The organism is Burkholderia sp. WSM2230, assembly GCF_000472445.1.
Taxonomy (GTDB): Bacteria; Pseudomonadota; Gammaproteobacteria; order Burkholderiales; family Burkholderiaceae; genus Paraburkholderia.
Map to the genome: position 1 here is coordinate 153,079 of NZ_AXAJ01000004.1, position 18,829 is coordinate 171,907.

General features: G+C 63.5%; 16 protein-coding genes. 10 read left to right on the plus strand and 6 right to left on the minus strand.

The window, feature by feature from the left end; translation table 11 throughout:
• Window positions 1–90 precede the first annotated feature (90 nt).
• From A3AC_RS0110875 to A3AC_RS0110895, 5 genes are all read left to right on the plus strand, one after another.
• Complete coding sequence (locus A3AC_RS0110875) at window positions 91–1,695, plus strand: benzoate-CoA ligase family protein (protein ID WP_025598849.1); 1,605 nt, start codon at window positions 91–93, stop codon at window positions 1,693–1,695.
• An 8-nt stretch (window positions 1,696–1,703) separates the two neighbouring features.
• On the plus strand, window positions 1,704–2,534 hold the full coding sequence (locus A3AC_RS0110880) for an alpha/beta fold hydrolase (RefSeq protein WP_025598850.1): 831 nt from the start codon (window positions 1,704–1,706) through the stop codon (window positions 2,532–2,534).
• Between the two features lie 138 nt (window positions 2,535–2,672).
• Window positions 2,673–3,008: a hypothetical protein gene (locus tag A3AC_RS30975; protein WP_025598851.1), complete on the plus strand. Its 336-nt coding sequence runs from the start codon at window positions 2,673–2,675 to the stop codon at window positions 3,006–3,008.
• Window positions 3,009–3,088: 80 nt separating this feature from the next.
• Window positions 3,089–5,200: a phosphocholine-specific phospholipase C gene (locus tag A3AC_RS0110890; RefSeq protein ID WP_025598853.1), complete on the plus strand. Its 2,112-nt coding sequence runs from the start codon at window positions 3,089–3,091 to the stop codon at window positions 5,198–5,200.
• A gap of 269 nt (window positions 5,201–5,469) precedes the next feature.
• Window positions 5,470–7,269: a methyl-accepting chemotaxis protein gene (locus tag A3AC_RS0110895; protein ID WP_025598854.1), complete on the plus strand. Its 1,800-nt coding sequence runs from the start codon at window positions 5,470–5,472 to the stop codon at window positions 7,267–7,269.
• Window positions 7,270–7,308: 39 nt separating this feature from the next.
• Here the strand turns inward: A3AC_RS0110895 and A3AC_RS0110900 are convergent, their stop codons facing one another.
• The 3 genes from A3AC_RS0110900 to A3AC_RS0110910 all read right to left on the minus strand — a co-directional run bounded on the left by A3AC_RS0110900 (window position 7,309) and on the right by A3AC_RS0110910 (window position 9,032).
• Complete coding sequence (locus tag A3AC_RS0110900) at window positions 7,309–7,689, minus strand: DUF5594 family protein (protein ID WP_025598855.1); 381 nt, start codon at window positions 7,687–7,689, stop codon at window positions 7,309–7,311.
• Between the two features lie 119 nt (window positions 7,690–7,808).
• Window positions 7,809–8,006, minus strand: coding sequence for a hypothetical protein (locus A3AC_RS0110905; protein WP_025598856.1), 198 nt, complete (start codon window positions 8,004–8,006; stop codon window positions 7,809–7,811).
• 117 nt (window positions 8,007–8,123) lie between these two features.
• Window positions 8,124–9,032, minus strand: coding sequence for a LysR family transcriptional regulator (locus tag A3AC_RS0110910; RefSeq protein ID WP_025598858.1), 909 nt, complete (start codon window positions 9,030–9,032; stop codon window positions 8,124–8,126).
• 164 nt (window positions 9,033–9,196) lie between these two features.
• Here A3AC_RS0110910 and A3AC_RS0110915 point away from each other — a divergent pair, with 164 nt between their 5' ends.
• The 3 genes from A3AC_RS0110915 to A3AC_RS0110925 are packed head-to-tail and all read left to right on the plus strand — an operon-like array spanning window position 9,197 to window position 13,731.
• Window positions 9,197–11,317, plus strand: a complete 2,121-nt coding sequence (locus A3AC_RS0110915) for a 3-hydroxyacyl-CoA dehydrogenase NAD-binding domain-containing protein (protein ID WP_025598859.1) — start codon at window positions 9,197–9,199, stop codon at window positions 11,315–11,317.
• Between the two features lie 59 nt (window positions 11,318–11,376).
• Window positions 11,377–12,585, plus strand: a complete 1,209-nt coding sequence (locus A3AC_RS0110920) for an acyl-CoA dehydrogenase family protein (RefSeq protein WP_025598860.1) — start codon at window positions 11,377–11,379, stop codon at window positions 12,583–12,585.
• Between the two features lie 15 nt (window positions 12,586–12,600).
• Window positions 12,601–13,731, plus strand: coding sequence for an acyl-CoA dehydrogenase family protein (locus A3AC_RS0110925; protein WP_025598861.1), 1,131 nt, complete (start codon window positions 12,601–12,603; stop codon window positions 13,729–13,731).
• A gap of 64 nt (window positions 13,732–13,795) precedes the next feature.
• Here the strand turns inward: A3AC_RS0110925 and A3AC_RS0110930 are convergent, their stop codons facing one another.
• Window positions 13,796–14,296, minus strand: a complete 501-nt coding sequence (locus A3AC_RS0110930) for a GAF domain-containing protein (RefSeq protein WP_025598862.1) — start codon at window positions 14,294–14,296, stop codon at window positions 13,796–13,798.
• 86 nt (window positions 14,297–14,382) lie between these two features.
• Window positions 14,383–14,808 (minus strand): TOBE domain-containing protein, encoded by a 426-nt coding sequence (locus A3AC_RS0110935; protein WP_025598863.1) that lies wholly within the window; start codon window positions 14,806–14,808, stop codon window positions 14,383–14,385.
• A gap of 211 nt (window positions 14,809–15,019) precedes the next feature.
• Here A3AC_RS0110935 and A3AC_RS0110940 point away from each other — a divergent pair, with 211 nt between their 5' ends.
• The gene (locus A3AC_RS0110940) at window positions 15,020–16,807 is read left to right on the plus strand and encodes an SH3 domain-containing C40 family peptidase (RefSeq protein ID WP_084515433.1); all 1,788 of its coding nucleotides are present in this window, start codon (window positions 15,020–15,022) and stop codon (window positions 16,805–16,807) included.
• A gap of 189 nt (window positions 16,808–16,996) precedes the next feature.
• Window positions 16,997–17,461, plus strand: a complete 465-nt coding sequence (locus tag A3AC_RS0110945) for a VOC family protein (RefSeq protein ID WP_025598865.1) — start codon at window positions 16,997–16,999, stop codon at window positions 17,459–17,461.
• Window positions 17,462–17,688: 227 nt separating this feature from the next.
• Here A3AC_RS0110945 and A3AC_RS0110950 read toward each other — a convergent pair whose 3' ends face one another.
• Complete coding sequence (locus A3AC_RS0110950; protein WP_025598866.1) at window positions 17,689–18,621, minus strand: recombination-associated protein RdgC; 933 nt, start codon at window positions 18,619–18,621, stop codon at window positions 17,689–17,691.
• Between the last annotated feature and the right edge of the window lie 208 nt (window positions 18,622–18,829).

Sequence of the window (18,829 nt, forward strand, 5' to 3'; positions counted from 1 at the left end):
CAAGCACCCGTAAGGCAGCAGCGCACGCAAGCATTCAGCGGATCATGAGCACATAACAGCCGGACCGCCCCCACCAGATGGAGGAGACATATGGAAGCCCTGTTCGAACCGGCTGCAAGCCAGCCCGCTGTGACGGCCGAGCCGCCGCCCGCGCGCTTCAACTTCGCGGCTCATCTGTTTGCGTTGAACGCGTCGCGCGCCTCCAGGACCGCGTATATCGACGACGGCGGCACTACAAGCTACGGCGAGCTGGAAGAACGCGCGCGGCGCTTCGCGACCGCATTGCGCGGTCTGGGCGTGCATGCCGAAGAGCGGGTGCTGCTGGTGATGCTGGACAGCGTCGCGTTGCCGATCGCTTTTCTTGGCGCACTCTACGCAGGCGTGGTGCCGGTGGTGGCGAACACACTGCTCACGCCCGCGGACTATGTGTATATGCTCACGCACAGTCACGCCCGCGCGGTGATCGCGTCGAGCGCGCTCGCCGCAAATGTCACGCAGGCGATGGAGTCAGCCGAACACGACGGCTGCCAGCTGATCGTTTCCACACGCGCGTCAGCAGCGCCTGAAAACAAGCCGCTCGCGGCGCCCGTATTCGAAGATCTGGTCGACGCTGCTGCGCCTGCCGCGAAGCCCGCCGCAACCGGTTGCGACGACATCGCCTTCTGGCTGTATTCGTCGGGCTCGACCGGCAAACCGAAAGGCACTGTGCACACGCACGCGAATCTCTACTGGACCGCGGAGCTGTATGCAAAGCCGGTGCTTGGCATCGTCGAAAGCGATGTGGTGTTTTCCGCGGCCAAGCTGTTCTTCGCATACGGTCTCGGCAACGCGCTGACCTTTCCACTGTCGGTAGGCGCCACGGCAGTGCTAATGGCGGAGCGCCCCACCGCCGAAGCCGTGTTTGCCCGCCTCACGCGCCACCGGCCGACTGTTTTCTACGGCGTGCCGACCCTCTATGCAAGCATGCTCGTATCCCCGAATCTGCCCGCGCGCGAAGAGGTCGCCATACGCGTTTGCACGTCGGCTGGCGAAGCGTTGCCGCGCGAAATCGGCGAGCGCTTTACGAACCACTTCGGCTGCGAAATTCTCGACGGCATCGGCTCGACGGAAATGCTCCACATTTTTCTGTCCAATCGCGCGGGCGCGGTCGAATATGGCACGACGGGACGCCCTGTGCCAGGCTACGAAGTCGAGCTGCGCGACGAGAGCGGCCATGTGGTCGACGACGGCGAGGTCGGCGACCTGTATATCAAAGGACCCAGCGCGGCGCTGATGTACTGGTGCAACCGGGAGAAGTCGCGCGCCACGTTTCTCGGCGAGTGGATTCGCAGCGGCGACAAGTACTGCCGTCTGCCGAACGGCTGCTACGTTTATGCGGGCCGCAGCGACGACATGTTGAAAGTCAGCGGCCAATATGTGTCGCCGGTCGAAGTGGAGATGGTGCTGGTGCAGCACGATGCAGTGCTGGAAGCGGCGGTAGTCGGCGTCGATCACGGCGGCCTCGTCAAGACGCGTGCGTTCGTCGTATTGAAGCGCGAGTTTGCAGGGTCTGACATACTGGCGGACGAATTGAAGGCCTTCGTGAAGGACCGGCTCGCGCCGCATAAATATCCGCGCGATATCGTGTTCGTCGACGACCTGCCGAAAACCGCCACCGGTAAAATTCAACGCTTCAAACTGCGCGAACTATCATAAGGTGATACATGCAGAACCCCGTCCTCGAGACGCCGGCCACCCAGTTTGCCGACTTGCCTGCTGGCGCGTCGCATGGACCGTTGCGCATCGAATATCGTTGGCTCAACCGTGCAGCGGGCGATGCGCCGATCGCGGTCTTTCTGCATGAAGGACTCGGCTCGGTAGCAATGTGGCGCGACTGGCCGCAAACCCTGTGCGAGCGTCTCGGCATGCGCGGGCTCGTGTATTCGCGGCCGGGTTACGGATGGTCGACGCCGCGCGAGCATCATGTCAGATGGCCGTTGCATTTCATGACGGACCAGGCGCGCGATGTTCTGCCCGCGTTGCTCGACGCGCTGGGCGTCGACATGCATGAACGCCGGCGCATGTGGGTGATCGGCCATAGCGACGGCGGCTCCATTGCGCTGCTCTACGCGGCGCTATCTCCTGACTCGCTCGCCGGCGCGGTTGCCATCGCACCGCATCTGTTCGTCGAAGACCTGTCCGTGCAAAGCATTGCGCAAACAAGGCTGCTTTATGAAACCACCGACCTGCGCAGCAAGCTCGCGCGCTATCACGCGGACGTCGACTCGGCTTTCTACGGCTGGAACGATATCTGGTTGAATCCGGCATTCCGGCAATGGTCGATTGCGCAGCAACTCGCGTCGATCGACAAACCGCTGCTCGCCGTGCAAGGCCACGACGACAACTACGGCACGATGGCGCAGATCGACACTATTCCCGAGTACGTGCCGCATGCGCGGCTCGCCAAACTCGACGCGTGTGGGCACTCGCCGCATCGCGATGCCCCGGACCGACTCAACGACGTGATTGCAGCGTTCGTGTCGCGGCATTTATAAGCCGCGATTCCACAATAATCATCAAATCCTCAAATTTCCAATACTTCACAAAACTTACACAGGTAAGCGGATATTCTTTTCGCACCGCTGACCTGGGCATGCCGATGCCCGCGCGTTCCCCGTGCCGGAGACATCGCCATGTTCTTTGTGTGGAAGCCCTGCATTGCCTTGCACGCCAAACGTTTGGCAATTGCGTTCGTGGCGCTGCCGCTTTGCCCGCTGATCAGCGCATGCGGCAACGACGACGCCAGGGCCCCAGACACGAGCGCGGCTGATTCCTCCGGCAACGGCGCCAGCAGCAACAGCAACGCCGCAGTGCTGTCGGCCAATCCGTCTTCCGCGCCTTCGGTATTGCCCTCGCCTGCCGCCGTCACGATTCAAAGTCCCGCACTACCCGCATCAAGCGCCGACCCGGCATTGTCCGCCGCCGCGTCGACGCCGCTCGCCACACCCGTTATCCATACCGTTGATTGAGTCCCGCACTTCACGCGGCGCGCGGCTCACGCTTGCGCGCGGCGTGAAGCGTTCCCACCGAAGACACGAAGGCTCATACCATGACCTCAAAGAATCGCCGCGATTTTCTCCGCTCGGCCGCGCAGGCGGCAGGCTCGTTCACCGCGCTCAGCATGCTGCCGGCCGGCATCCGCAATGCACTCGCCATTCCGGCCAACAGCAAAACCGGCACGATCCGTGACGTCGAGCACATCGTCGTGCTGATGCAGGAAAACCGCTCGTTCGACCACTACTTCGGCACGCTGCGCGGCGTGCGCGGTTTCGGCGACACGCGTGCGGTCAATCTGCCGAACGGCAAGCCGGTGTGGTATCAGCCGCTCGCCGCCGATCTCGGCTATGTGCTGCCGTTCCGCCCCAGCGCCCCGAACCTCGGCCTGCAATTCCTGCAAGATCTCGCACACGACTGGAACACCACGCATGCGGCATGGAACGGCGGCCGCTACGATCAATGGGTGCCCGCCAAAAGCGCGACGACCATGGCCTACCTCACGCGCGAGGATATTCCGTTTCACTATCAACTCGCGGACGCATTCACGATCTGCGACGCGTACCACTGCTCGCTGATGGGTCCCACTGACCCGAACCGCTACTACATGTGGGCGGGCGGCGTGGGTAACGACGGCACAGGCGGCGGTCCGGTGATCGACAATTCGGAACTCGGCTATGGCTGGTCCACATACCCGGAAGTGCTGCAAAACGCCGGCATAACATGGAAGATCTATCAGGACGTCGGCACTGGTCTCGATGCAAACGGCTCGTGGGGCTGGACGCAGAACGCGTACATCGGCAATTACGGCGACAACTCGCTGCTCTACTTCAACCAGTACCGCAACGCGCAGCCGGGTAACCCGCTGTACGACAACGCACGCACCGGCACGAATGCATTGAAGGGCGACGGCTATTTCGACATACTCAAGCGCGACGTGCAGAACAACGCGCTGCCGCAAGTCTCGTGGATCGTCGCACCGGAAGCCTACTCCGAGCACCCGAACTGGCCAGCCAATTATGGCGCGTGGTACATCGACCAGGTCTTGCAGATCCTGACGTCGAATCCCGATGTATGGAGCAAGACGGTACTCCTTATCAATTACGACGAGAACGACGGCTTCTTCGATCACATGGTACCGCCCTGTGCGCCGACCTCGGGCGCGAACGGTCTTTCGACCGTGGACACCGTCAACGAAATCTATCCGGGCGATGCGAAGAATGTTGCCGCACCTTACGGCCTCGGTCCGCGCGTGCCTATGATCGTCGTCTCGCCGTGGTCCAAAGGCGGCTATGTGTGCTCGCAGGTGTTCGACCATACGTCGGTAATCCGCTTCATCGAACAGCGCTTTGGCGAGCAGCACAATCTCACCGGGTCGAATATCTCGCCGTGGCGTCGCGCCGTGTGCGGCGATCTGACGTCGGCGTTCAACTTCAGCAATCCGAACGATGCGTTCCCGACTTTGCCGGCCACGAGCGGCTATGTGCCGGCGGATCAGAACCGTCATCCGGATTACGTGCCGCTGCCGCCGGCGATTCAGGCCGTTCCGCGGCAGGAGCCGGGCGTGCGCCCCGCTCGCGCGCTGCCATATGAATTCTTCGTGCGTGTGCACGGCGAAGGCGCGGAGAAAACGCTGACCATGCGCTTCGTCAATACGGGCAGCGCGGGCGCGGTATTTCAGGTGTACCGCGCAAATAGCCTCGAGGCGCCGCGCACCTACACCGTGGAACCCGGCAAGCGCTTGCAGGACCAGTTCCCGCTGAACGTGGACGGCAGCTACGATTTCACCGTGCATGGTCCGAACGGATTCCTGCGCCGCTTCACGGGCCGCCCGGTTGCGCGTAGCTGGTGGGACGGCTCGGACATTGCGCGCCCCGAAGTGATCGAAGGTTACGACGTCGCGAACGGCAATCTGCAATTGCGCCTTGAAAACGTGGGCAGCGCGCATTGCAAGTTCACCATCGTCAATGCATACGACCCGAAGCATGCAATCAAACGTGTGGTGCGCGGCGGCGATACGGATGAACTGTATCTCGATCTTCGCAATGCGCACGGCTGGTACGACCTCGCGATTACCGTCGACACAGACCCGCTGTTCACGCGCCGTTTTGCAGGCCACGTCGAGACAGGCAAGAGCAGCATGAGCGATCCCGCACTGGGCGCGTGATCGCGCACTGAATGGAACAGGCTCGAACGGCCGCTGCGGTAAAACGCTGCGGCCGTTTTTTTTGACCAGCGGGCTGACTTTTTCGCACCGACTAATCATCAGATCACCGACTAATCATCAGATGTATGGCAGAAAACCCCGGGTTCGGCACGCTACGCGTAAACACCGGTCAACGCCTGCTCAAGTCTTTACGCGTGCAAGCCGTATACCGCGTATGAGGCAGCCGCCTCATCGACCACGACTCATTGCTCAGCCGAAAGACTCCCATCATGTTTTCCTCCATTCGCGCGCGGATCGTTGCGCTGTGCGTCGCCATCGTTGTCGTTGCACTGGCAACGAATGCCGTCCTCAACTATGTCGTCGCCAACTCGTATAACGCCGACGCCATCGACAGCAGCCTGACCGCCGTCGAAAGCGGCCACGCGGCCGGCATCAGCGACTGGGTCGCCGTCAACAGCCAGATGATCAACTCGCTGCAGGACGCAGTGTTGCAACCGGACCCATCGCCTGCGCTCAAGCAGATTGCCGCCGCCGGCAGGTTCACCAACGTCTATGTCGGCTACGCGGACAAAACGGCAAAGTTTTCAGACCCGACAGGCATTCCCGCCGACTACGATCCGACCGGACGTCCCTGGTACAAGCAGGCTGCGGCGGCAGGCAAGCCGGTGGCAACACCGCCTTACGTCGACGTCGGCACGGGCAAGCTGGTGGTGGCGTTCGCCGCGCCCGTGGTGCGCGACGGCGCCGTCAAGGGCGTGGTTTCCGGGGACGTCGCGATGGACAGCGTGATCGCGAACGTGAAGTCGATCCATCCGACGCCCGCGAGCTTCGGCATGCTGATCGATGCAAGCGGTCAGATCGTCGCGCATCCCGATGCGAAACTCACTTTGAAGCCGGCGTCCGATCTCGTGCCCGGTCTCGCGGGCGACAAGCTCGCGACACTTATTCGCGCGGAGCGCCCGGTGCAGATGAGCGTGAGCGGCAGCGCCAAGCTGTTGCGCGCGCAACCGATTGCAGGCACCGACTGGTACCTGATCGTCGCGCTCGACAAAGCCGAAGCGACTGCCGGCATGCGCTCGCTGCTGACCGCCTCGGTCATCGCGCTGGTCGTGATCGCCGGTATTGCGGCGGCAATCGTCGCGGCCGTCACTGCGGTGTCGTTCCAGCGTCTGTCAAAAGTGCGCGATGCAATGGACGATATCGGTTCCGGCGAAGGCGACCTGACGCAACGCCTGCCCGCAGTCGGCAACGACGAAGTTGCGCAGATCGCGCGTTCGTTCAATACCTTTATCGACAAACTAAGCCACGTGATGCGTCAGATTCGCGATGCAAGCGAGTCGGTGCGCATTGCCTCGAATGAAATCGCCGCGGGCAACGTCGATCTGTCGGGCCGCACGGAGTCGGCTGCGGCGAGCCTGCAGGAGACCGCTGCGTCGATGGAAGAAATCACCTCGACCGTTACGCAATCGGCGAGTGCCGCGAAGCAGGCCGACACGACGGCGGTGTCTGCGTCGCAAGTCGCTTCGCGCGGTGGCGCGGTAATTTCCGAAGTAATTACGACGATGGCCGAGATCCAGCACGCGTCGGTGAAGGTCTCGGACATCATCGGCGTGATCGACGGCATTGCTTTCCAGACCAATATTCTCGCGTTGAACGCCGCGGTGGAAGCCGCACGCGCCGGCGAACAGGGCCGCGGCTTCGCGGTCGTGGCCGGCGAAGTGCGCAGCCTCGCGCAGCGCAGCGCGCAGGCGGCGAAGGAAATCAAGGCGCTGATCGAAGCCACCGTCGCAAGCGTCACGTCGGGCTCCAGCCAGGTGCGCCAGGCCGGCGAAACGATGACGGAGATCGTCAGCAACGTCGCGAACGTGACCACGATCATCTCGGAGATCACGCAAGCCGCTAACGAGCAGACGCGCGGCATTCAGGAAGTGAACCGCGCGGTCAGCCAACTCGACGAAATGGTGCAGCAGAACGCGGCACTCGTCGAACAGTCCACGGCGGCCGCGGCCGCATTACAAACGCAGGCGGTGAGCCTCGCCGGCGCGGTCACGCAATTCAAGCTGGACTAGTAGTCGGTGCAGAACAGGTAGCGAAGTGACGCGGCGGGCTCACGACTCGAAGTCGAGCCCGCCGATGAGTGCCTCGGGCTCGGCTTGCGTGTGCGACGAAAAATCCAGTTCGCGCGCGTAACGCCATGCCGCGAGCTTGCGAGGCAGCGCGGTGAGATAGCGGGCAAAGCGCGCCTGCCCTTCGTCTTTCATGAGTCGCTCGATCTCGTCGCTGTCCCACGTCAGATACAGATTGAGCGGATGCGCGTATTGAGCGATATGCTCGAGCGGCGCTGCATGAACGCGCAGCCGCGTGGGGCGACCAGGACCGCCGTACGGCAGCACTTCAGTATGCACGGTCGTGGCGAAGCATGCAGCGATGGCCTCGGCAATGCGAGGCGCGAATTCTTTATCGAAACGGTCGGCAGTGTCTGGGCGCATCTGATTCTCCGGCGTGCTGCGCAATGAGCGAAGCATCGTAGCATGCACGGCGCGGCCTGCAGCGAGGGCTTGCTGGCACCTCTCCTGACACCTCTCCTGGCACCGTCTGCTGGCACCGTCTACCCGGCACGCTTCCCCTTCTGCGCGCGAGTGTTGCGCCTTCGAACCACAAAACTGATCAGCGCCGCAAGCGCGGCTGTCACTGCATAGCCCGCAAAACGAATGGCCTGCTCAGTCGGCAGGCGCGCGATCAGCAGCGCCGCAACGGCACTTGCAACCGCGGCGAACGCGACAAGCAATGCGACTGTCCACTTCATTCTGGTCTCCCCTAACGTTTCGACGTGCTGCCGGGCGGCGCGTGCGCGCTCTTTTTTCACAGCATGGTGGGGGCAAGCGCGCGGCGGCGCAATTGTCTTTAACCCGCAAGGCGCGCTTCAGGCGACGCCGCCTCTTCCGCTCGCGCGCGCCTGTTCCAGAATGAATTCGATGAAGGTGGCCGCTGCCCGCGTGTGATGGCGGTTCGGCATGTACAGCATGTACATATTGGTGCCGAAGATGCTGAGGCGCCATTCGTCGAGCGTCGTCACCACGTCGCCTCGTTTCAGATCCTCGTGCACCACATAGTCCGGCACGATGCCGACGCCGAGCCCCGCCAGCACAGCTTGCCGCAAGAACAGAAAGTTCTCGGAGATGATGGTCGGTTCGAGCAGCACCTCGTGGCGCTCGTCGCGCAGATACGCGGCTACGCGCAATTGCCGGCCCACCACTGCGGCCGTGATCAACGGCGCAGTGCGCAGATCGTCGAGTTGCATCGGCATGCCGTGGGTTTCGGCGAAAGAACGCGAAGCACAGGCAACGTACCGCACCGAGCCCATGTCGCGCGCAACGAGATTTTGCGGCGGCTCGGACATGACGCGCACGGCGATGTCCACTTCGTCGCGCATGAGGTCTTCCACACGATTTTCGAACAGCACGTCGAGCACGATGCCGGGATAGCGACGCTTGAATTCGATCAGCCACTCCGACATCACGAGTTGCCCGTAACCGCTCGGCACGCTCAGACGCACGCGCCCTTGCAGGCTTTGCCCGAGCGTCGTGACTGATTCGCGTGCGGCCAGCAGCGCGTTCTGGATCGCGCGGCCGTGTTCATACAGTTGCAGGCCGATCTCCGTGGGCTCCACGCGGCGCGTGGTGCGCCGAACCAGTTGCAGGCCCACCGAGCGCTCCAGCTGGTTCAGGTGATAGCTCACGTTCGCGCGGCTCATCTTCAGGCGCCGCGCCGCCTCGCTCAGGTTGCCGGCGTCGAGTATTTCCACCAGCAGGGTTAGCGAATTGACGTCCACAAACCGGCCTTTGTCAAAGTTGTTTTGACAGTCTGTCAACGGTTCATGTGATTGTCAATGAACCTTGACCGCTCCACAATCGGACCATTCGCGCGAAGCGGTATCGGCGTGGCATGCGCCCTCGTGCCGTCGGCGCGCCCGACAATCAGCCAGGAGACGACCGCATGACCCCTACCCCTTCATCCGACGTCGTGACGCGCGAATTGCGCGGCAAGGTGCTGCTCGTGACGATCGACCATGCGCCCGTCAACGCGCTTTCCGCCGACGTGCGGCGCGGCCTGCTCGCCGCCATCGAAGCTGCGGACAGCGACGCCTCGGTCGAAGCGGTGCTGCTCATCGGCGCGGGCCGCAATTTTATCGCCGGTGCGGACATCCGCGAGTTCGGCAAGCCGCCGGTGCCGCCCTCGCTGCCCGACGTGTGCAATCGCATCGAGGCGTGCACGAAGCCGGTTGTCGCGGCGCTTCACGGCGCGGCGCTCGGCGGCGGTCTTGAAGTGGCGCTCGCGGCGCATTACCGGATTGCCGTGGAAGGCGCGAAGCTCGGCTTGCCCGAAGTTCAACTGGGCCTGCTGCCTGGCGCGGGCGGCACGCAGCGCACGCCGCGCCTGATCGGCGCGCAGGCAGCGCTCGATCTGATGCTGAGCGGCCGCCATGCGAGCGCGAAGGAAGCGCTCGCGTCCGGACTCGTCGACCGGCTAGGCGCCAGCGACGACATTCTTGCCGAAGGCCTCGCCTACGTGCACGAACTGCTGGCGAGCCATGCAACGGTGCGCCGCACGCGCGACGCAACCGCATTGAGCGATCGCGCCGCGAGCCTCGTGGCAGTTGCGGCAGCGCGCGCGGAGACAGAGAAGAAATCGCGCGGTCTCTTTTCGCCGCTCAAGATCGTCGACGCAGTCGAGGCCGCGATCACGCAGCCATTCGAACAAGGCTTGCGGCTCGAGCGTCAACTCTTTCTGCAATGTATCGACAGTCCGCAACGCGCCGGCCTGATTCACGCGTTCTTTGCGGAGCGCGAAGTGCTCAAAGCGCCCGAGACGCGCGCTGCCAGACCGCGTGCTCTTGATACCATCGGCGTAGTGGGCGGCGGTACGATGGGCGCCGGCATTGCGGTCGCCGTGCTCGACGCGGGCCTGCCGGTGACCATGATCGAGCGCGACGAGGCCTCGCTAGCGCGGGGCCGCGCGCACATCGAGAAAGTCTACGACGGCCTGATCGCGAAGGGCCGCATGAGCGCCGCGAAGAAGGTGGAACTGATGGCGCGCTGGAGCGGCAGTGCGTCATATGAAGCACTGGCGAACGCCGACCTAGTGATCGAGGCCGTGTTCGAAGACCTCGCGGTCAAACAGGCCGTATTCGCCGAACTCGACCGTGTCTGCAAAGCGGGCGCCGTGCTAGCGACCAATACTTCGTATCTGGACATCGACGCGATTGCCGACAGCATTTCGCGGCCCGCCGACGTGATCGGTCTGCACTTCTTCTCGCCGGCCAACATCATGAAGCTGCTCGAAGTGGTCGTGCCCAAAGCGGTCAGCGCCGACGTGGTCGCGACCGCGTTCGAGCTCGCGAAGAAGCTGCGCAAGACGCCGGTGCGCGCGGGCGTGTGCGACGGCTTTATCGGCAATCGCATACTCGCGGTGTATCGCAGTGCGGCGGACGCGATGATGGAAGACGGCGCGTCGCCCTATCAGATAGACGCCGCCGTGCGCGCGTTCGGTTTCCCGATGGGGCCGTTCCAGGTGGTGGACCTCGCGGGCGGCGACATCGGCTGGGCGGCCCGCAAACGGCGCGCCGCAACGCGCAATCCGGCGGCACGCTATGTACAGATTGCGGACCGTCTGTGCGAGCGCGGCTGGTTCGGTCAGAAAACGGGCCGTGGATTCTATCGGTACCCCGAAGGATCGCGCAGCGGCCAGCCGGACCCGGAAGTCGAGGCGATCATCGACGCCGAGCGGGCACGCGCCGGCATCACGCCGCGCAAGTTCACCGACGAGGACATCATCCGCCGCTATATGGCCGCGATGATCAACGAGGGCGCGAACGTGGTGCATGAACGGATCGCACTGCGCCCGCTGGACGTGGACGTCACGTTTTTGTATGGCTACGGTTTCCCGCGCTATCGCGGCGGTCCGATGAAATACGCGGACATGATCGGCTTGCCGCGCATTCTTGCGGACATTCGCGAGTTCGCGAAGGAAGACCCGCTGTTCTGGAAGCCGTCGCCTCTGCTCGTCGAACTCGTCGAGCGTGGCGCGGATTTCGCAAGCCTCAATCAGACGGTTTGACGCGCGCAGCTCGTCAGCACGCGTCGGTGCAATCGTTGGACATCCACAAAGGAACTGCGATGGACCTGAATTTCACGCCCGAAGAAGAAGCCTTTCGCGCCGAGGTGCTCGCGTTTCTGCGAGACCGGCTTCCGCAGCGTCTCGCCGACAAGGTGCAGGGCGGACAGCGCCTCACGCGTGATGACATGGCCGAGTGGCACGCGATTCTCAACGAGCGCGGCTGGCTCGCGAATCACTGGCCGAACGAATATGGCGGACCGGGATGGAGCCCGGTGCAGAAATTCATCTTCGAAAACGAATGCGCGCTGGCGGGCGCGCCACGCGTGGTGCCGTTCGGCGTCAATATGCTCGGACCGGTGCTGATCAAGTACGGCAGCGATGCGCAGAAACGCCACTGGTTGCCGCGTATTCTCGACGGTTCTGATTGGTGGTGCCAGGGCTACTCGGAGCCCGGCGCGGGGTCCGACCTCGCGTCCGTGAAAACCACGGCCGTGCGCGGCGTCGATGCACACGGCGAGCACTACATCGTCAACGGACAGAAGACGTGGACCACGCTCGGCCACTACGCGAACATGATTTTCTGCCTGGTGCGCACCGCTACCGACGTGCGCAAGCAGGAAGGCATCAGCTTCCTGCTGATCGACATGCAAACACCGGGCGTGGAGGTGAGGCCGATCATCACGCTCGATGGCGAACATGAGGTCAACGAAGTGTTTTTCACCGACGTGCGCGTGCCCGCTGCGAATCTGGTCGGCGAGGAAAACAAGGGCTGGACTTACGCCAAGTATCTGCTCACGTATGAGCGCACGAATATCGCGGGCGTCGGTTTTTCCGTGGCGGCCTTCAACCGGCTGCGCGGGATCGCCGCGAAACAGCGGCGCAATGGCCGGCCGCTTGCGGAAGATCCGTCGTTCGCGGCGCGCATGGCGCGTGTCGAGATCGATCTGGAGAACATGAAGACCACTAACCTGCGTGTGATCGCGGCCGTGGCGGGCGGCGGCGTACCAGGCGCCGAAAGTTCGATGCTGAAGATTCGCGGCACGGAGATTCGCCAGGAGATTTCGTCGCTCACGCGGCGCGCGATGGGAGCGTACGCGCAGCCGTTCATCGAAGAAGCGTTGCGCGAGGGTTATCAAGGCGTGCCCGTTGGTCCAGAAGAAGCGGCGAGCGCCGCTTCGCAATACTTCAACAATCGCAAGCTGTCGATCTTCGGCGGGTCCAATGAGATCCAGAAGAACATCATTTCCAAAATGATCCTCGGACTGTAAGAGGAGACGCACGTCATGAATTTCCAGCACACCGAAGACCGGCGGATGCTCGCCGATACGCTGAACCGATTCATCAGCGAACAGTATGGTTTCGCGGCGCGGGATCAGATCGCCCGTTCGCCCCTCGGCTTTAGCCACGAGATGTGGAATCGTTTCGCAGAGCTGGGCATTATCGGCGCCCTGTTCGATGAAGCGAGCGGCGGCTTCGGCGGCGGCGGTTTCGATATCGCGGTGGTGTTCGAGAGCCTCGGGCGCGGGCTCGTGGTCGAGCCGTTTCTCGATACGCTAATGGTCGGCCAGGCGATTGCCCGAAGCGGCAATGACGCGCAACGGGCATGGCTTGGCGAATTGATCGACGGCTCGCGCATTGCCGCGCTCGCGCATGGCGAAGCCGACGGCCACTACGAGTTGGCCCGCGTAACGACGCGCGCGCAGCGCAACGGCAATGCATGGCAATTGAACGGCGCCAAAGCGGTGGTTCAGCACGGCGAGCACGCTGCCCTCTTTCTCGTATCGGCGCGCACAGAAGGTGCCGACGATTCCGAACAAGGCGTGAGCCTCTTTCTCGTGCCGCGCGACGCGGCGGGCGTGAGCGTGCGCGGCTATCCGAAGATCGATGGCGGCCGCGCCGCCGAAGTCACGTTGCAAGACGTCACGCTCCGCGACGATGCGCTGCTCGGTGCGCAAGGCGCGGGTTTCGCGACGCTCGAATACGCGATTGCATGCGGCGTGCTCGCGCTGTGTTCGGAAGCGGTTGGCGCGATGGACATTGCGAAGGACTACACGCTCGACTACCTGCGCACGCGCAAGCAGTTCGGCGTGGCGCTCGGCAGCTTTCAGGCGCTGCAGCATAGAATGGCCGACATGTTGCTGGAGATCGAGCAGGCGCGCTCGGCGGTGATCAATGCGGCAGCAGCGTTGGGCGCCGCGCGCAAGTCGCGCGAGCGTGCGGTGTCGGCGGCGAAGTACAGCATCGGCAGGATCGGCGCGCTCGTCGCAGAGGAATGCATTCAGCTGCACGGCGGAATCGGCATGACGTGGGAGCTGCCGCTTGCTCATTATGCAAAGCGGCTGGTGATGATCGATCATCAGCTAGGGGATGAGGATCATCACCTCGAGCGGTTCGTGCAGCTGGGGCGCGAGTGAAGCTCAGTAACGCCGCTTGCTCCGGGCTGAAGTCCCAGTGGAACCGGCAGGTCGTGCGCAGTGTTCAGGACGCGCGCGGTAATGCCGCTTCGATGAACACCGCGCACAGCGCTTCCATGCCCTTCGCGTCTTCTTCGTCGAAGCGCGCGAGAACCGGGCTATCGACATCCCATACGCCGATCAGCGTGCCGTCAGGCGCCACGAGGGGCACGACGATTTCCGATTGCGAGGCCGAATCGCACGCGATATGGCCGGGAAACGCGTGAACGTCGCGCACGATCTGCGTCTTCCGCATTTGCGCGGCAGTGCCGCACACGCCTTTGCCGAGCGCAATGCGCACGCACGCCGGCTTGCCCTGGAAAGGTCCGACCACCAGTTCGCGGCCATCGTGGAAGTAAAAGCCGGCCCAGTTCAGGTCGCTCAGCGAATGAAAAACGAACGATGAGAAGTTCGCGGCGTTGGCGATCCAGTCTGTTTCGTCGGCGAGGAGCGCGCGCGCCTGCGCGACAAGTTCTTCGTAGTGCGCGGCTTTGGGCAAATGCGAGGCGGAGGAGACTTCGAACATAAAGGGTCCGTGATGAAAGCGAAAAACGATACGACGGGCCGTCCAGCATAAAGCAGGCAGCCCTCCCGATCACTGGAATACGGCCATTACGACTCTACGCCGACGATCACGCTCGATGCCTTGAAGATCGCGGTCGCCGCTTTGCCCGCCGCGAGGCCGAGCCGCTCCACGCTCTCGTTCGTCACGATGGCGGCGATCTGCGCGCTGCCCGCGCTGATTGTCACTTCGGAGTTCACCGCGCCTTTCGTCACTGCGCTCACTGTGCCCGCGATGCAGTTGCGCGCCGACACCTGGTTCTTCGCGACATCGACCATCACGATGATCGACGAGGCCTTCACCAGCGCGAAGGCACGCTTGCCCGCGGCGAGCCCGAGCGTGCTGGCGCTGCCATGCGTGATGATGGCGACGATGTCGAGGCCTTCGGCCGTGCGCAGCGTGACTTCGTCGTTGACGGCGCCGTGCGTGAGCTGAACTACTTCGCCGGCGAATTGATTGCGTGCGCTTGTTTGCATGTCGTGCTCCAGATATTGTGAAAAGCGTCGGAGGCGTTGGAGGCATCGTTGGCCTCGCCATCAAGTGTTCAAGTGTAATGGAACGCGCAACGCCGTATCATCGTGGCCTTGGACTCTCTTTGCCGAACTCATGCCTTTAGCCGTCCCTTTCCGCGTTGTGCGCGCTTTTTATTCTGCACCTGTTGCCTGCCTCACTCGCATTGCCCGCGTTATGCGCGTTACTCGCAATGCCCGCGTTGTCTGCGTCGTCTCTTCTGTCCGCTTTTCCCGCAGCTCTCATGCGCTGGCGGGCGGGTGGCGCGGCGTCGCGTCGTCCGTGGCGCTGGCGTCGCTCGCGGCTCTTGCCGCTTGCAGCAATCCATCGCAGACGCACGAAGCGCGCGCTCCCATCGACACCGTCACGCTCTTTCCGCTCGGCGCTTACGATCAGAATGTCGATCACTGGCTCGAGCCGGACAGTCCTGGCTACGACACGCCGTTCCTGAGCCCTGCCGAGCAGCAGGCGCATTTCCAGGCGCTCTACGCACGCTACTTCGGCACAGGGACGAGCGCGCCGTCGCCGTGGAATTCCACGTATGTGACGATGCGTGTGTATCGTCAGCAAGGCGCGGATATCACCGCGTTGCAGCAACGCCGCATTGCCCGCTTCGACAATACCGGCAAGAGCGGCGCGGCCATTGGTTATGGCGAGAACTTTCGCGCGCACGACAAGGCGTGGATCGACGCCATCGCGCGGAACATGAACGTCGCGCAATTCACCGAGGCGCCGGTCTATCAGCCCGCGCGGCGCGCAATTGCGACGACCAATCTGATGGTGCGCGAGCTGCCGACCACCGACCCTTCGTTCTACGATCACCGTCTCGCCGGCGAAGGCTATCCGTTCGACAATCTGCAGATCTCCGCCGTGCGGCCGGGCACGCCGCTGTATGTGCTGGGCACGAGCGTCGACGGCGCGTGGCATTACGTGCAGACGCCCGATGTGCAAGGCTGGGTGCGCAGCGATGGCGTCGGCATGGCGAGCGAGCGTTTCGTCGATACGTGGCGCGCCGCGAGCGCGAACTCGCTAGGCGCGGTGATCGGCGCTTTCACGCCAGTGCGCGACAGCCGCGGAGTGTTCCGTTTTCGGGCGCCCGCAGGCACGCTGCTGCCGTTGGTGGCGGGGCCGCCGGGCAATGCGGCGAAAAGCGCCAGGACGCTTGTTGCGCCCAGGCCCGCGCCGCCGCCCGCGCCTGCACTTGGCGCCAGCGCAAACGGCAATGAGCCGCAAATCGATGCGGCCGGCGCGCCGACGGCACCGACGGTGCCGCCCGCGCCGCGCACAGTCCTCCTGCCCGCGCGCGACGCGGAAGGCGAGGCGCTGATCCGCATCGCAGAGCTCGACGACACGCAAATCGCGCCAATGCCGCTCGCCGCCACGCCCCGGCATCTGGCGACGCTGATGAAAGCGCTGATCGGCCGGCCTTACGGCTGGGGCAACAGTGGCCTGTACAACGACTGCTCGTCCGAACTGCAAAGCATCTTCGCGGTATTCGGCGTGTGGCTGCCGCGCCATTCGTCCACGCAGATGAGCGCCGGGCGCATGATCGACCTGTCCGCGTCGACGCCCGCGCAACGGCTCGACTATCTGGCGCAGCATGGCGCGCCGCTGCGCACGCTGATCTATATCGGCGGGCATGTGATGCTTTACATCGGCAATACGACTCGCAACGGCGTCGCGGTGCCGGTGGTGTATCAGGACGTCTGGGGACTGCGCCCGGCCGACAACAGCCGGCGCGCGGTGATCGGCGGCTCGGTCATTCTGCCGCTCTTCGAGCACATCCCCGAGGACGCGACGCTGCAATCGCTCGCCGGCACGCCCACGTTCCAGATCAGCGTGCTCGGCGCGCCGACCGGCGCGGCGGCGCCCTCGCCTGGCTCCGCGGCGGCGCCCGCCGCACCTGCTGCACCTGCACCTGCACCTGCACCTGCACCTGCCGACGAAGATAGCCCGGCGGGCTGAGCGCGACCGGTAAAACCTGGAAGAGCGTGGCACGCACGCGCCATGCGCCGATCAACGCGCACGTGCGTACTCGAAATATTTTTTACGGAGTGTCGATCCGGGACCAGGCTGCGCGTCGTAACGTTGAAGTCCTGGCTGAACCAGTTGGACTTTCAATCCACGAACCTGTTACTTCAAGGAGCCGCCGTCATGACCAGCCCCGCTGTCAAACCGATCCCGGACGGGATGCACTCGCTCACACCGTATCTGGTCTGCGCGAACGCCGCGGACGCCATCGCCTTCTATACGAAAGCCTTCAACGCCGTCGAGCAGTTCCGCCTGCCCGGGCCGGGCGGGAAAGTGATGCACGCGTGCCTGAAAATTGGCGATTCGATGCTGATGCTCACCGACGAATGGCCCGAGCACCAGTGTTTCGGCCCCAACCATCTGCAAGGCACGCCGGTAACGATTCACCATTACGTTGAAGATGTCGACGCCAGTTTTCAGCAGGCGGTGGATGCGGGCGCGACGGTCAAGCTGCCCGTCTCCGACATGTTCTGGGGCGACCGCTACGGCCAGTTGAAAGACCCGTTCGGCCATAGCTGGTCACTGGCGACACATAAGCGCGATCTGAGCAAGGAAGAGATCGAGCAGGCCATGGCGGCAATGAAGTAGCCGACCTGGCGTTTTGCGAAGATGGCGGTCTCGCTCTCGCGTGGTGACAAGAGGTGTGCGGGGGCGAGCAACGCGGCGGAGGGAAGTTACCCACAGAATCTGTTCAGAAGCCTGTGGACAACTATCCCGCAATCGCCGCAACTCATTGACATGCTGGCCGTTTTCGCAGAGAAGCGGAAGTTGGGCACACTCGCGCGCCGCCCGTTTTCCTCATGCGACGCTCGGCCTCAACCGGCGCTTGAAGCCGCCGCCTGCAGCATTCGCTCGCCCTCTTCGCCGCCCAACGCATCGAGCAGATCGCCGAGCATGCTGTCGAGTTCAGCTGTCATCAACGTAACGTCCGAGTCGAAGCGTTCGTCGTCGTTCTGCGCGGTCGGGTCGCCCGCTTCCTTCAGCACGTCGAGCGGCGCGATGCGTTTGATCGTCAGCGAAGGCGTCAGCACGAACGACACGCGGTCCTTCCACGTCATCGCGAGGCGCATGCATTGCTTGCCGGCCTCGATATGGCGGCGCATATCTTCCGCATCCAACGTATGTCCGACATAACGGACCGTCGCGTTGCCTTCTGTTGGCGAGCGCAATTCCGTGTCCTGGTCGACGGTGAATCCGGGCGGACCCTCGCCGGAAAGCAACCATTCGGTCATCGCCGCAACCGGCGACTGCGCGACGCGCACCGTGCCAAGCGGCAACTGATCGATCGACTTCACCAGCAGGCCGCGCACTTCGTCGGCGACTGCCTGCGACGCTGCGTCGATCACGAGCCAGCCATTGCGGCAATCGACCCACACACGCGTGTCGCGGCGAATACTGAAAGCGCGGGGCAGCAGTTCGTCGGTGACCTGCTCCTTCAGTTCGCGCATCTGTTTGCGGCCGGGCTTGAAGCCCTGCTGCTCTTCCAGTTCGGCAGCACGCGCCTTTGTCACCTGGGTGACGACCGAAGCAGGCAGCAATTTCTTTTCGGCGCGAAACGTCAGCAGCATCTGGCCGTTGAGCGCATACACGAGCGAATCGTTATCGCGCGGCGACGCCCAGCCGTGGCTTTGCATCTCGACGCTGTTGCCGGGCGCGAACGCGTGCGGCGCGAGCCACTTCTGCATCTGTTCGGGGGTGATGGACCACGGCGCGGGAAGGCGGTGAAGCTGTAGGTTTTTGAACCACATAGGCGAGGTGTCTGACGGGCAAAGCGCGTCATTCTATATGACGGCGTCCGTCGGGCGAGCGCAGTGGCCGATTGGCCGATGCGCGCCCGGGCTCGAGGAAAGAATGCCCATGCCGCGAGCAACGCCGCAACCCGGCGCGGTGAAACCTTAGTGGTTTTGCAGGAGGCGTCAACGAACGCGCTTCGCGACGAAATCGCCTAGACTTTCT